The organism is Quatrionicoccus australiensis (assembly GCF_020510525.1).
GTDB lineage: Bacteria > Pseudomonadota > Gammaproteobacteria > Burkholderiales > Rhodocyclaceae > Azonexus > Azonexus australiensis_B.
Genome location: NZ_CP075188.1, coordinates 3,301,980 through 3,315,547 on the forward strand (window position 1 = coordinate 3,301,980; position 13,568 = coordinate 3,315,547).

The 13,568-nt window shown below is 62.7% G+C and carries 12 protein-coding genes; 2 read left to right on the top strand and 10 right to left on the bottom strand.

Annotation, left to right across the window (positions count from 1 at the left end):
* Positions 1–13 precede the first annotated feature (13 nt).
* Together recQ and KI612_RS15765 are read left to right on the top strand one after the other, a co-directional pair.
* Positions 14–1,831 (top strand): DNA helicase RecQ, encoded by a 1,818-nt coding sequence (recQ, locus tag KI612_RS15760; RefSeq protein WP_226441016.1) that lies wholly within the window; start codon positions 14–16, stop codon positions 1,829–1,831.
* Position 1,832: 1 nt separating this feature from the next.
* On the top strand, positions 1,833–2,450 hold the full coding sequence (locus tag KI612_RS15765; RefSeq protein WP_226441017.1) for a DUF2238 domain-containing protein: 618 nt from the start codon (positions 1,833–1,835) through the stop codon (positions 2,448–2,450).
* 27 nt (positions 2,451–2,477) lie between these two features.
* Here KI612_RS15765 and KI612_RS15770 read toward each other — a convergent pair whose 3' ends face one another.
* From KI612_RS15770 to trpA, 10 genes are all read right to left on the bottom strand, one after another.
* Positions 2,478–3,164, bottom strand: a complete 687-nt coding sequence (locus KI612_RS15770; protein WP_226441018.1) for a DUF3334 family protein — start codon at positions 3,162–3,164, stop codon at positions 2,478–2,480.
* A gap of 75 nt (positions 3,165–3,239) precedes the next feature.
* Entirely contained in the window at positions 3,240–4,898 is a 1,659-nt protein-coding gene (locus tag KI612_RS15775) for a fatty acid--CoA ligase (protein ID WP_226441019.1), read from the bottom strand.
* A gap of 90 nt (positions 4,899–4,988) precedes the next feature.
* On the bottom strand, positions 4,989–6,266 hold the full coding sequence (locus tag KI612_RS15780; RefSeq protein ID WP_226441020.1) for a DEAD/DEAH box helicase: 1,278 nt from the start codon (positions 6,264–6,266) through the stop codon (positions 4,989–4,991).
* A 224-nt stretch (positions 6,267–6,490) separates the two neighbouring features.
* Positions 6,491–7,678: an O-succinylhomoserine sulfhydrylase gene (locus tag KI612_RS15785; protein ID WP_226441021.1), complete on the bottom strand. Its 1,188-nt coding sequence runs from the start codon at positions 7,676–7,678 to the stop codon at positions 6,491–6,493.
* The gene (gene purF / locus KI612_RS15790; RefSeq protein ID WP_226441022.1) at positions 7,678–9,219 is read right to left on the bottom strand and encodes an amidophosphoribosyltransferase; all 1,542 of its coding nucleotides are present in this window, start codon (positions 9,217–9,219) and stop codon (positions 7,678–7,680) included. The genes KI612_RS15785 and purF overlap by 1 nt, the downstream gene beginning before the upstream one ends.
* A 13-nt stretch (positions 9,220–9,232) precedes the next feature.
* A complete protein-coding gene (locus KI612_RS15795) occupies positions 9,233–9,724 on the bottom strand; it encodes a CvpA family protein (protein ID WP_226441023.1) in 492 nt (163 codons plus the stop codon).
* Positions 9,721–10,470, bottom strand: a complete 750-nt coding sequence (locus KI612_RS15800; protein ID WP_226441024.1) for an SPOR domain-containing protein — start codon at positions 10,468–10,470, stop codon at positions 9,721–9,723. Before KI612_RS15800 ends, KI612_RS15795 begins: the two co-directional genes overlap by 4 nt.
* A 30-nt stretch (positions 10,471–10,500) precedes the next feature.
* Positions 10,501–11,808 (bottom strand): bifunctional tetrahydrofolate synthase/dihydrofolate synthase, encoded by a 1,308-nt coding sequence (gene folC, locus KI612_RS15805; protein ID WP_226441025.1) that lies wholly within the window; start codon positions 11,806–11,808, stop codon positions 10,501–10,503.
* Positions 11,809–11,894: 86 nt separating this feature from the next.
* Positions 11,895–12,764 (bottom strand): acetyl-CoA carboxylase, carboxyltransferase subunit beta, encoded by an 870-nt coding sequence (gene accD, locus KI612_RS15810; protein ID WP_226441026.1) that lies wholly within the window; start codon positions 12,762–12,764, stop codon positions 11,895–11,897.
* Entirely contained in the window at positions 12,761–13,567 is an 807-nt protein-coding gene (gene trpA / locus KI612_RS15815) for a tryptophan synthase subunit alpha (RefSeq protein WP_226441027.1), read from the bottom strand. Before trpA ends, accD begins: the two co-directional genes overlap by 4 nt.
* Position 13,568: the final 1 nt, after the last annotated feature.

A 13,568-nucleotide genomic window follows, 5' to 3' on the forward strand; every position in this document is an offset into this window, starting at 1 on the left:
CCGGGAAAGCGCAATGAGCAACGCAACAGCACTCGACATCCTGCGCGATGTCTTCGGCTACCCGGCCTTCCGCGGCGCCCAGGCCGAGATCATCGACCACATCGGCAACGGTGGCGATGCCCTGGTCCTGATGCCGACCGGCGGCGGCAAGAGCCTCTGCTACCAGATTCCCGCCCTGCTCCGTCCGGGCTGCGCCGTCGTCGTCTCGCCGCTGATCGCCTTGATGCAGGACCAGGTCGACGCGCTGATCCAGGCCGGCGTCAAGGCCGCCTGCCTGAACTCGACCCTCGACTGGCGCGAAGCGCAGACCGTCGAACAGGCCATCTTCAGCGGCAATCTCGATCTCGTCTATATCGCGCCGGAGCGCCTGCTGCTCGACCGCACGCTGGCCATGCTCGACAGCCTGTACGAGGCCGGCAAGCTCGCCCTGTTCGCAATTGACGAAGCACACTGCGTCTCGCAATGGGGCCATGATTTCCGCCCGGAATACCTGCAGTTGTCGACGCTGCACGAACGCTACCCGCATGTCCCGCGTATCGCGCTGACCGCGACCGCCGACCAGGCGACGCAAAGCGAAATCCTGACCCGTCTTGGCCTCAACGAGGCGCGCGTTTTCCTGTCCAGCTTCGATCGCCCGAATATCCGCTACACCGTGGTCGAAAAAGACACACCGAAGAAGCAGCTGCAGGCTTTCCTGGCCGGCCGCAAGGGCCAGGCCGGGATCGTCTATTGCCTGTCGCGCAAGAAGGTTGAAGAAACCGCGAGCTGGCTGTCCGAACAGGGCTTTCCGGCCCTGCCCTACCACGCCGGCCTGCCGGCGCCGGAACGCGCCGCCAACCAGCGCCGCTTCCTGCGCGAGGAAGGCCTGATCATGTGCGCGACGATCGCCTTCGGCATGGGCATCGACAAGCCCGACGTGCGCTTCGTCGCCCACCTCGACCTGCCGAAGAGCATCGAGGCCTATTACCAGGAAACCGGCCGCGCCGGACGCGACGGTGAGCCGGCCGAGGCCTGGATGACCTACGGCATGCAGGACGTCGCGCTGCAACACGCGCGCATCGCCGAATCGGGTGCCGGCGAAGGCCAGAAAATCCTCGAATCACAAAGGTTGACCGCCCTGCTCGCCTATTGCGAAGCACCGCGCTGCCGGCGCCAGGTCCTGCTCAATTACTTCGGCGAGGAACGCCAGCCCTGCGGCAATTGCGACGTCTGCCAGGACCCGCCCGAACTGTGGGATGGCACGCAGGCGGCACAGAAGGCGCTGTCCGCGATTTTCCGCACCGGCATGCGTTTCGGCGTCAGCCATCTGACCGACATCCTGCGCGGCAAGGCGACCGACAAGGTCAAACAGTGGAACCACGACCAGCTGCCGACCTTCGGCGTCGGTGCCGACCTCGACGACCACGCCTGGAAAAGCGTTTTCCGTCAGCTTGCCGCCGCCGGCCTGGTTCATGTCGACATGGCCGAGCACGGCGCCCTGCAACTGACCGATGCCGCCCGTCTGGTGCTCAAGGGTGGCCAGCGCGTCGAACTGCGCCGGCCGGTCAAGCGCAAGAGCAGCAGTCCGTCGCGCAGCAGCAGTTCGGTTGTGCATAGCGAACTGGCCCCGGCCGACGAGGCGTTGTTCCAGTTATTGCGCGGCTGGCGCGGCGACACCGCCCGCGAGCAAGGCGTACCGGCCTATGTCATCCTGCACGACAAAACACTGCGCGAACTGGCCGAAGTGCGTCCGAAAAGCCACGGCATGCTGGCCGGCATCACCGGCATGGGCAGCGCCAAGATCGAGCACTACGGCGAAGAACTGCTCACGCTGATCCGCAACGAGGGCTGACATGGAAAACCGCAATCTGCTGACCGCCGGCCTCGCCATCCTCGTCGGCGGCGCCCTGCTCATTTCCGGCATCGCACCTTTCGACCGCCTGACCTGGGTCATGGAAGTCGCACCGGCGGTGATCGCACTGGTATTGCTCGCCGCGACACGCAAGACCTATCCGCTGACGACGCTGCTCTACATTCTGATCGCCGCGCATGCGCTGGTCCTGATTGCTGGCGGCACCTGGAGCTATGCCCGCGTGCCGCTCGGCTTCTGGCTGCAGGATCTGCTCGGCACGGCGCGCAATCCCTACGACAAGATCGGCCACCTGATGCAGGGCTTCGTACCGGCGCTGGTGGCCCGCGAAATCCTGCTGCGCGGCGCTTCGGTGCGCGGCCGGCGCATGTGCGCCTTCCTCTGCATCTGCATCGCGATGGCGATCAGCGCCAGTTACGAGCTGATCGAGTGGGGTGCCGCGCTGTGGCTTGGTCAGGGTGCTGACGAGTTCCTCGGCACCCAGGGCGATCCGTGGGATACGCAATCCGACATGCTGATGGCGCTGATCGGCTCAAGCGCCGCGATGCTGCTGCTCGCTGGCTGGCACGACCGGCAACTGGCGAAATTGCCCGCTGCCTGACGGTCGACCGCCCGGCGCGGGCATTTTTCACATACCGAGTGAATTCAGGAAGTCGTCCTGTTCGCTCGCCCCGACACTCTTGGCCGGCGCCGCCTCGGCGGGCTTGGCATTGGCCTGCTCGATCAGCACATCCGGATCTAGCTCTTCGCTCTCGAAGTCGTTGAGCTTGATGAACTCGGTACGGTCGATCGCCAGTTCGAGATAGAAGATGTTGTTGCGACCGGTGAAGAAAGTGACGCGGCGGGCTTCCGGCTTGTCGAGATTGGTGTCGACGCTGAGCATGACCTGCTTGGTCAGGGCGAGCATCTTCGGCTGGTTCTGCGTGATGTGGGTCTGCAGTTCGCGCGCCACTTTGCCGGTAAAGTCGCCGACGATCTGGTTCATCAACTCGCCCATGACATTGCCGACTTCATCGGAAGTGTGCGAGCTGGCCAGCTCATCCTTGGCCATGCCCATGCTCAGCATGTAGCTCTCGTAGAGCTCCATGGCGGCGGCGGCCGAGAAATTGGTCACCACCAGGCCGGAAAAGCCGCCGTCGAACAGCACAAAGCAGCCGATGTCCGGCTTCAGGCAGGTCTTGGTGATGCGCTGGACCATGCCGGAATAGTGGATATTGCTCTGCGTCGCGAAGGACAGGACCTTGGTCACCGAATTGCACAGGCTGCGCAGGATGTCTTCCGTACCGTATACGACCGGGCTTTCTTGTTGGCTCATGATTTTTGCTCTTCTGCTGGAAATGAACAGCTCTCTATATAACACGGGCACGGCCAGGCCGCGCCCGCCACGAAATCACATGCGCAAGGCTTCGGGGTCGGCCCGCATCAGGCGCTTGTTCATCTTGCCGACACTGGTCTTGACCAGGGTCTTGACGAAACTGACCTGGAGCAGCACGCCATAGCGCGAAATGCCGGCCGCCTCGATGGCATGCGCGGCGTAATTGCGCAATGCATGCTCGGTGATCTGGTCAACATGCTCCGGCTTGAGCACGACCAGCGCCAGCGGCCGTTCGCCCCACTTGTCGTCGGGCACACCGATCACCGCCACCTCGTGCACCGCCTCGTGCTTGCCGATGATGTCCTCGAGTTGCAGCGAGGAAGTCCATTCGCCACCGGTCTTGATGACGTCCTTGATCCGGTCGGTGACCTTGAGATAGCCGGCCGGATTGATGTTGCCGATATCGGCGGTATGCAGATAGCCGCCGGCCCACAAGGCTTCGGAGGCTTCCGGCGCACTCAGGTAGCCCTGGGTCAGCCAGGGCGTGCGCACCACCACCTCGCCGGTCGTCTTGCCGTCGTGGGCGACGTCCTTCATTTCAGGATCGACGACGCGCAGGTCAACCAGCGGCAATGGCAGGCCAGTCTTGGCGCGCAGCACGGCCTGCTGTTCGAGCGGCAGATCGAGATCGGCGCTCGACAGGTGCGCGATGCTGAGCACCGGGCAGGTTTCCGACATGCCGTAACCGGTGAACAGGTCCATGCCCTTCTTTTGCGCCGCGATCGCCATCGCTTCGGGCAGCGCCGAGCCGCCGATCAGGATCTTCCAGCCGGAGAAGTCGCGATCCTTGGCATGCGGGTGGGTCAGGATCATGTGCAGGATGGTCGGCACGCAGTGCGAGAAGGTGACCTTTTCCTCAGTGACCAGGCGACAGATCAGATCGGGCTGATAGCGCCCGGGGTAGACCTGCTTGAGGCCGAGCATGGTCGCCAGATAGGGGAAGCCCCAGGCATGCACATGGAACATCGGCGTGATCGGCATGTAGACGTCTTCGCGATGGATGTGCCCCTGGCGATTGGCGCCGCCCAGCATCGCGGCGCAGCCCAGAGTGTGCAGCACGAGCTGGCGGTGGCTGAAATAGACGCCCTTCGGGTTGCCCGTCGTGCCCGTCGTGTAAAAGGTTGTCGCCTGCGCGTTTTCGTCGAAATCAGGGAAGTCGTAGACGGTCGACGCCTCGGAAAGCAGCATTTCGTACTCGGCGTCCATCGTCGCCGGCATGGCTGGCATTTCTGCTTCGTCGGTGAAGAAGACGAAGCGCTTGACAGTTTCGAGACCAGCCGCGATCTGCGCAACAATCGGGAAAAACTCGCTGTTGACCAGCAAGACATCGGCCTTGGCGTGGTTCAGCGTGTACTGGATCTGTTCCGGGCTGAGCCGGACATTCACGGTCTGCAGCACGGCGCCCATCATCGGCACGGCAAAGAAGCACTCGAGATAGCGATGACTGTCCCAGTCCATCATCGCCACCGTCTGCCCGGCTTCGACGCCGAGCTTGCTCAAGCCGTTGGCAAGGCGTCCGATCCGCTCGTTGAGCGTGCGGTAGCTGTAGCGCAGCTTGCCCTGGTAGGTGATTTCCTGGTCCGGCGCGATGGCCAGCGGGGTCAGCAGCAACTGCTTGATGAGCAGCGGATACTGATAGGCGGAAGCCGTCGATTGAACGAGTTTTACCGGCATGACTCTCTCCCTGATCTGTTTTTTTTGGCGCGCCCGTGCGCGAACAGGGAGTTTACAACCGGGGCGCCCCTTTGGGGCGCCCTTTATTACTTAACGATGACGGCTGCCGGTACGGTGCTGTTGCGGTCCACCCGGTTTCTGGGCCGTTTTTTGTGCTTGCGGCCGACCCGGCTGCGGCTTGCGCGCGCCACGCGGCGGCTGCACCGGACGCGGCGCGGCGGTCGCCGACGGCTCGAAGCCCTCGATCACTTCCCGCTCCAGCGTGCGTTTGATCAGGCGCTCGATGTCCTTGAGGCTGCCGCGCTCGTCGTGGCAGACCAGCGAAATCGCCTCGCCTTCCATGCCGGCCCGGCCGGTACGGCCGATGCGGTGCACGTAGTCTTCGGCGATATTGGGCAGCTCATAGTTGATGACGTAGGGCAGCGCATCGATATCGATGCCGCGTGCTGCGATGTCGGTTGCGACCAGCGCCACCAGCTTGCCGTCCTTGAAATCACCGAGAGCGCGGGTACGCGCGCCCTGCGACTTGTCGCCGTGGATTGCCGCCGACTTGATGCCGGCCTTGTCCAGCGTCTTGGAGAGGGCATCGGCACCGTGCTTGGTGCGCGCGAAGACCAGCACCTGATGCCAGCCGCGCGTTGCGAAGAGGTGGCAGAGCAATTCTTTCTTCTGCTCGCGATTGGTTTCGATGACGCGCTGGGTGACCGTTTCGGCCGCCGTATTGCGCGCTGCGACATCGACCGAAGCCGGATTGTGCAGCAGGCCGCTGGCCAGTTCGCGGATGTCCGGCGAGAAAGTGGCCGAGAACATCAGGTTCTGGCGCTGCTTGGGCAGCAGGGCGATGATCTTGCGAATGTCGCGGATGAAGCCCATGTCGAGCATGCGGTCGGCTTCGTCGAGGACGAAAATCTCGATGGCGGAGAGGTCGACCGTGCGCTGTTGTACGTGGTCGAGCAGACGGCCCGGCGTGGCGACCAGGATATCGACACCACGGCGCAGGTTGGCGATCTGCGGATTGATGCCGACGCCGCCGAAGACAGCCAGCGAGTTGATCGGCAGATACTTGCCGTAGGTGCGCACGCTTTCCTCGACCTGGATGGCCAGTTCGCGGGTCGGGGTCAGGACCAGGACGCGCGGCGTCTTGGAAATGCGGGTCAGGCGGTCGTTCGGGCCACCGGCCAGACGATGCAGGATGGGCAGCGTGAAGCCGGCCGTCTTGCCGGTGCCGGTCTGCGCCGTAGCCATCAGGTCCTGGCCAGTCATCACGGCGGGAATGGCTTGCTGCTGGATCGGAGTCGGGGTGTCGTAACCCTGTTCGCTGACGGCGCGCAAAAGTTCGGCGCGCAGGCCGAGATCGGTGAAATGCATGGGGGGTTCTCCTGGAACGTAAGCCCGGGGCCTTTCGTGCGGACACGAACCAGTCGAGGCAAGGCGGAAATCGGATTGAAATGACGGGAAATCCGCCTGACGCCGCAAGCCATGACTGATTCCAGCCAGCGACCGGCGCATTTTACCACGCCGGGCGCGAATGCCGCCGGCAAAGAAATCAGGAAGGAATTGCCCGGACCGGCACAGCGGCCCGGGCCAAAGGATCAGCCGAGGCCGCGCGCCAGATCGGCTTGCAGGTCTTCGACGGCTTCCAGGCCCACCGCAATGCGCAGCAGGCCATCACTGATGCCGGCCGCAGCGCGGGCTTCGGGAGAAATCCGGCCGTGCGTGGTGGAAGCGGGATGGGTAATGGTGGTCTTGGTATCACCGAGATTGGCAGTGATCGACAGCAGATGGCAGTTATCGACCACCTGCCAGGCCTGCTCGCGACCGCCCTTCACTTCGAAGGAAACGATTGCGCCGCCGCTCTTCTGCTGGGTTTTCGCCAGTTCATGCTGCGGATGCGACGGCAAACCGGGATAGAAGACGCGCGCCACCTTGGGATGTGCTTCGAGCCAGGTCGCCAGTTGCAGGGCATTGGCAGCTTGCGCTTCGACACGGATCTTCAAGGTTTCCAGACCCTTGAGCAGGACCCAGGCGTTGAACGCCGACAGGGTCGGCCCGGCCGTGCGCAGGTACTTGAAGACTTCCTCGGTCAGCTTCTTCGCACCACAGACGGCACCACCGAGCACACGGCCCTGGCCGTCGAGATACTTGGTCGCCGAATGGAGAACCAGATCGGCGCCCATCTCGAGCGGACGCTGCAGGATGGGCGTGCAGAAACAGTTGTCGACAGCGACCAGGATACCCTTGGTGTGAGCAATAGCGGTCAACGCGCGAATATCGGCAATTTCGGTCAGCGGATTGGACGGCGTCTCGAGGAAGAAAAGCTTGGTCTCGGGGCGGATCGCCGCTTCCCAGGCCGCCGGGTCGGTGTGCGACACGAAAGTGGTCGTGATGCCGGTGCGCGACAGGATGTTGTTGAACAACTGCACGGTGGCACCGAACAGGCTGTTCGACGCGACGATGTGATCGCCCTGCTTGAGATGCGCCAGGCACAAGGCCATGATCGCCGACATGCCGCTCGCCGTGGCGACGCAATCCTCGGCCCCTTCGAGAGCGGCAAGGCGCTCCTCGAACATGGTCACCGTCGGGTTGGAGAAACGGGCGTAAACATTGCCCTCTTCTTCACCGGAAAAACGCTTGGCGGCCTGTGCGGCGCTCTTGAACACGAAACTCGAGGTCAGGTACAGGGCCTCGGAGTGCTCGCCAAACTGGCTGCGCTCCTGGCCGGCGCGTACGGCCAGGGTTTCCGGACGATAGTTCGGCCGATCCTGATCGATTTCGCTCATCAGTCCTGAGCCTCGGAAGCCAGTTGCAAAACCAGTTGCTGCGAGGCCTTGCCGTCGCCATCTTCGTCGTTCTTGCCCGACTTGTTGCCGCCGCGCTTGCCTTCGACGGCATCGAGGTAATACTCGTCGATGTCACCGGTGATGTAGCAGCCGTCAAAACAGGAGGCGTCGAACACGGTGAGGTCGGCGCGCAGCTTGGTCACCGAATTCTTCAGGGCATCAAGATCCTGGTAAACCAGCGCATCGGCACCAATTTCCTCGGCGATACCGGCATCGTCACGCCCGGTGGCGATCAGTTCGGCGCGGGTCGGCATGTCGATGCCGTACACATTGGGGTAGCGCACGGGAGGCGCGGCCGAGGCGAAATATACCTTGGTTGCACCGGCGGCACGCGCCATTTCGACGATTTCGCGACTGGTCGTGCCACGCACGATGGAGTCGTCAACGAGCAGGACGCGCTTGCCCTTGAATTCCTGACCGACGGTATTCAGCTTCTGGCGCACCGATTTCTTGCGCATCGCCTGGCCGGGCATGATGAAGGTGCGGCCGACATAGCGGTTCTTGACGAAGCCTTCGCGGAACGGAATGCCCAGCACCTGCGCCAGCTGCATTGCCGACGGACGGCTCGAATCGGGAATGGGAATGACGACGTCGATTTCGTCGACCGGAATATGCAGCTTGACCTTCTCGGCCAGCGACTCGCCCATCGCCAGACGCGACTCGTAGACCGAAACGCCATCGATCACCGAATCCGGGCGGGCAAGATAGACGTATTCGAAAATGCACGGCGCGTAGGTCGGCTGCTGCGCGCACTGACGGCTGTACAGCTGGTGATCGAGACTGACGAAGACCGCTTCGCCGGGTTCGATATCACGCACCATGTCGAAACCCAGGGTATCAAGCGCCACCGACTCGGAAGCAATCAGGTATTCCATGCCTTCCGGTGTTTCGTTCTGGCCATAGACCAGCGGGCGAATGCCGTAGGGGTCGCGGAAGGCGAGCAGGCCATAACCGGCAATCAGCGCAACCACGGCGTAAGCGCCACGGCAACGGCGATGCACGCCGGCCACCGCCTGGAAGATGCTGTCCACGTCGAGCTCGTAACCATGCGAAGCCGATTGCAGCTCGTGTGCCAGCACGTTGAGCAGCACTTCGGAATCGGAATTGGTATTGATGTGGCGACGGTCGAGGCGGAACATTTCGCCCTTCAACTGTTCGGCATTGGTCAGGTTGCCGTTGTGACCGAGCACGATGCCGAACGGCGAATTGACGTAGAACGGTTGCGATTCGGCAAAATTGTAGGCCGAGCCGGCCGTCGGGTAACGCACGTGGCCGATACCCCAGTTGCCCGGCAGAGCGCGCATGTTGCGGGTGCGGAACACGTCGCGGACCAGCCCCGGCCCCTTGTGCAGATGGAAAGTATTGCCCTCTGCCGTTGCAATGCCGGCTGCATCCTGGCCGCGATGCTGGAGCACCATCAGACCATCATAGAGCAACTGGTTAACCGGTGATGTCGCCATCACGCCAAGAATCCCGCACATAGTTTCTTCCTGCCTAGCTAAATCGAATTCGTTTTGCCAAATCGTCCGGCAGCCAGGGTTTGACTGCCATCACGGCTATTTCCAGAGGCTGCGCCAGCGTTGCATCCTTCCACCAGGCCTGCTTCGGCGCCGCCGTCATCCCGCCCAGCCCGACCAGCACCATGGTGACCAGCATGCCGCGCACCAGCCCAAATACCATTCCCAACAGGCGATCCGAGACGGACAGCCCCAAAGCCTTGACCATGCTGCGTACCGCCATGCGGACCAGCGCCATCGCCAGCAGCACGCCGACAAAGACCAGCACGCAACCGGCCAGCATCCGCATTGACGGGTCAGCGATACCGGTAAAAGCCATCTGCCCGACCTGAGCACCAAATTCCATCGCGGCAAACAGACCGACACCCCAGGCAACCAGGGCGAGAATCTCGCCAACCACGCCACGCCACAAACCGAACAGCAGCGACAGGCCGACGATGCCGATCACGACATAGTCAAAAATCGTCATTGCTTGGCCGCGACAACCCCGGACACACCGATATGCTGCATTTTTTCCAGCGCCTTGACGGCTGCTTCACGATTCGGGAAGGGCCCGGCGCGCAGGCGCGTCTTCTTGCCCTGCGGCGTATCGAGCGGTTCGCTGAAAGTCTTGATGCCCTGCTCGCCCAGTTTGGCTTTCAGGGTTTTGACATTGGCTTCATTGGAAAATGCCCCGATCAGCACCAGATATTCGCCGGACTTGGCGGCCGGCTTGGTGTCAGCAGCCTGGCCAGCCAGGATGGCGGCGGCGCGCTTGGCATCGTCATTCTTGGCGACGGGCTTTTCCGCCGGCTTTTCTGCTGGCTTCTCGCTCTTGGCTGGCGCCTTTTCCGGGGATTTTTCCGGCTTGGCTGTTGGCTTTTCTGCCGGTTTTTCAAGCGCTTTGGCCGGCGTCGGTGCCGGCTTGTCCTTGACGACTTCGGGTGCCTTGCTGCCCGACACAACGGCCGGCGCAGCTGCGGGTACGGGAAGCGGCTCGGCGGCAGGCTTGCCTACCGGCTCGACGGCTTTCTCAGCAGGCTTTTCGCCAGCCTTTTCAACCGGTGCTGCAGCGAACTTGGGCGCAAACGGCTTTTCGTCCTGCCCGGGAATGCGGATTTCGACATCCTGCACGGCCTGACGCGGCTCGTGATCCATGACCACGGGCAGCACGATGGCAACCACGGAAACGAAGGCGACCGCGCCCACCAGCCGGCGTCGGGCACGTTTTTTCATTTGCAGCTGAGCGTCGTTATCTTCCATGACCTAGGGCTTTTTACGCAGCACCAGAAGGGCTCCGGCAACCGTGTAGAACGATCCAAAGGCCAGAATTCTATCACTTTCGCCGGCCTGCCCCTTGGCCGCCTGCATCGCCGCCTCAGGTGAAGGGTGGCAAATCACTTCGCCACCCAGACCGGCTGCGGCAATCACGGCACCCAGCGCTTCGGCGCTCGTACCGCGCGGACCGGTCAAGGTCGCTGCATGCCAGAAATCAACCTTGTCCTTGAGCGGCGCCAGCGCGCCGGCAATATCCTTGTCGTTGAGCATGCCGACCACGGCATGCGTATGATCGAAAAAGCCCATGCCGGACAGGTTGTCGGCCAGCACCTTGACCGCTTGCGGGTTGTGCCCGACATCGAGCACGATGGCCGGCTTGCCCGGCACCACCTGGAAACGCCCGGCCAGCTCGGTTTCGATCAGACCGGGCCGAATCGCCTGCATGGTCACCGGCAACTTGTCGCCGAGCGCCTCAAGTGCGGCGAGCACAACCGTTGCGTTGAATAGCTGGGTCGGGCCGCGCAAACCGGGGTAAGCGAGTGCCCGCTTCAGGATGCGCTCGCCGGAACGGCACCACCAGCGCCATTGCAGGCGATTTTCATCGCTTTCGACAGGCGGCCGCTCGAAGCCGAAATCGCGCCCGATCAGGCGCAGGTCGGCACCGATGGCGGCAGCGTGATCGAGCAGGCTGTGCGGCGGATTCGGATCGGCACAAAAAGCCGGCTTGCCGGCGCGATAGATGCCGGCCTTCTCGAAACCTATGCTTTCCCGGTCCGGCCCCAGCCAGTCGGTATGATCAAGCGCCACGGTGGTGACGATGGAAACATCCGGCTCGTAAGCGTTGACCGCATCGAGCCGGCCACCCAGACCGACTTCGAGAATCGCCGCCTCGACACCGGCGGCAGCAAAGACTTCCCAGGCGGCCAGGGTGCCAAATTCGAAATAGGTCAGCGCCACATCGCCGGCCTGCTGGCGCGCCGCCTCGACACGGGCAAAGGCAGCACACAGCGCGACATCATCAACCGACTTGCCGTTCAGGCGTATCCGCTCGTTATAGGCAAGCAGATGCGGCGAGGTATAGCAGCCGACCTTGTAGCCCGCCCGATCGATGATGTTTTCCAGATAGGCACAGGTCGAGCCCTTGCCATTGGTACCACCAACGATGATGACCGGGCAGTGCTGCGTCTGGCCGAGCGCATCCTTGACCAGGCGAATGCGGTCGAGGCCCAGTTCGATGCCGGCCTGTCCCTTGGGGTGCAGGCCTTCGAGATGGGCCAGCCAGTCGTTTAAGTTCATAGGATCGAGTTACCTAGTATCCAGGGGCAAGCTCGGGGACAGGCGCGAATTTACTCGATCCTCGATCCCGATAGCTCGATCCCGCATCAAGCTGCCGCAGGCAGCTTCTGCAACAGCGCCAGGACGCGGGCAACCTGATCACGCATTTCGCGGCGGTCGACAATCATGTCGATGGCGCCCTTTTCGAGGATGAACTCGGAACGCTGGAAGCCTTCCGGCAGTTTTTCGCGCACCGTCTGCTCGATGACGCGCGGCCCGGCGAAACCGATCAGCGCCTTTGGTTCGGCAATTACCACATCGCCGACGAAGGCAAAGGAAGCGGAAACGCCGCCCATGGTCGGATCGGTCAGGATGGAGATGAAGGGCAGACCGGCTTGCGACAGCTTGGTCAGCGAAGCGGTCGACTTGGCCATCTGCATCAGCGAGAACAGGCCTTCCTGCATGCGCGCACCGCCGGAAGCGGTAATGCAGATGAATGCGGCCTTTTGCTCGATGGCGGCATTGACGCCGCGCACGAAGCGCTCGCCGAGCACGGAACCCATTGAGCCGCCCATGAAGTCGAACTCGAAGGCTGCGCCGACCACCGGCATGTTCTTGATGGCGCCCTGCATGACCACCAGCGAATCAGTCTCGCCGGTTGCCTCGTTGGCCTCCATCAGACGATCCGGATACTTTTTGGAATCCTTGAATTTCAGGGTGTCGACCGGTACGACCTCGGCACCGATCTCGAAACGCCCCTCCGGATCGAGCAGCAGATCGAGACGATCGCGCGCGTTGATCCGGTTGTGGTGACCGCATTTCGGGCAAACCTGCAGATTTTTTTCCAGGTCGGTGGCGTACAGCACCGCCTCGCAGGACGGGCACTTGCTCCACAGACCTTCCGGCAATGCGCCACGGCGCTGGACGCCCTGTTCACGCTTGATTTTCGGGGGCAGCAGTTTGTCTAGCCAACTCATGATTTCACCTCGTCTACACCACGGCGAATGTCTGCCACCAACGCCTTGACGTTGGCACAGGCAGTTTCTGCCGTCGATTTTTCAATTTCTTCAATGATCCGGCTGCCGACGACGACTGCGTCGGCAATGCCGGCAATGCGGGCGGCCGTCGCTGCGTCACGAATGCCGAAACCGACGCCGACCGGCAAGCCGGTCTTTTCGCGGATCAGCGGCAGACGTTCAGCCACCGCCTCGACATTCAGGGCGCCGGAACCGGTCACGCCGGCCAGCGACACGTAATAGACATAGCCGGAGGCAATTTCAGCGACCTGTTCGATGCGTTCGACACTGGAGGTCGGCGCCAGCAGGAAGATCGGATCCATGCCATGGGCTTTCATCGCGGCACCGAAACTGGCCGCCTCTTCCGGCGGGTAATCGACGACCAGCACGCCGTCAACGCCAGCGGTCGACGCCGCCAGAGCGAACTTTTCCAGGCCCATCGCCTCGATCGGATTGGCGTAACCCATCAGTACGATCGGCGTTTTCGCATCGGTCTGACGAAAATCGACGACCAGTTGCAGCACCTTGCGCAGCGTCATGCCCTTGGCCAGGGCGCGCTCGGAAGCACGCTGGATGGTCGGGCCGTCGGCCATCGGGTCGGAGAAAGGCACGCCAAGTTCAATGACGTCGGCGCCGGCTTCGACCAGCGTGTGCAGCAGCGGCAGGGTCAGTGCGACATCGGGATCGCCGGCCGTGATGAAGGGAATCAGTGCCTTGCGGCCTTCGCCATTGAGGCGTTCAAAAGCTTGTTGAATGCGCGACATG

Coding starts and splice junctions, on each gene's coding strand:
- recQ (WP_226441016.1), top strand. CDS start 14: ATGAGCAACGCAACAGCACTCGACATCCTGCGCGATGTCTTCGGCTAC.
- KI612_RS15765 (WP_226441017.1), top strand. CDS start 1,833: ATGGAAAACCGCAATCTGCTGACCGCCGGCCTCGCCATCCTCGTCGGC.
- KI612_RS15770 (WP_226441018.1), bottom strand. CDS start 3,164: ATGAGCCAACAAGAAAGCCCGGTCGTATACGGTACGGAAGACATCCTG.
- KI612_RS15775 (WP_226441019.1), bottom strand. CDS start 4,898: ATGCCGGTAAAACTCGTTCAATCGACGGCTTCCGCCTATCAGTATCCG.
- KI612_RS15780 (WP_226441020.1), bottom strand. CDS start 6,266: ATGCATTTCACCGATCTCGGCCTGCGCGCCGAACTTTTGCGCGCCGTC.
- KI612_RS15785 (WP_226441021.1), bottom strand. CDS start 7,678: ATGAGCGAAATCGATCAGGATCGGCCGAACTATCGTCCGGAAACCCTG.
- purF (WP_226441022.1), bottom strand. CDS start 9,219: ATGTGCGGGATTCTTGGCGTGATGGCGACATCACCGGTTAACCAGTTG.
- KI612_RS15795 (WP_226441023.1), bottom strand. CDS start 9,724: ATGACGATTTTTGACTATGTCGTGATCGGCATCGTCGGCCTGTCGCTG.
- KI612_RS15800 (WP_226441024.1), bottom strand. CDS start 10,470: ATGAAAAAACGTGCCCGACGCCGGCTGGTGGGCGCGGTCGCCTTCGTT.
- folC (WP_226441025.1), bottom strand. CDS start 11,808: ATGAACTTAAACGACTGGCTGGCCCATCTCGAAGGCCTGCACCCCAAG.
- accD (WP_226441026.1), bottom strand. CDS start 12,764: ATGAGTTGGCTAGACAAACTGCTGCCCCCGAAAATCAAGCGTGAACAG.
- trpA (WP_226441027.1), bottom strand. CDS start 13,567: ATGTCGCGCATTCAACAAGCTTTTGAACGCCTCAATGGCGAAGGCCGC.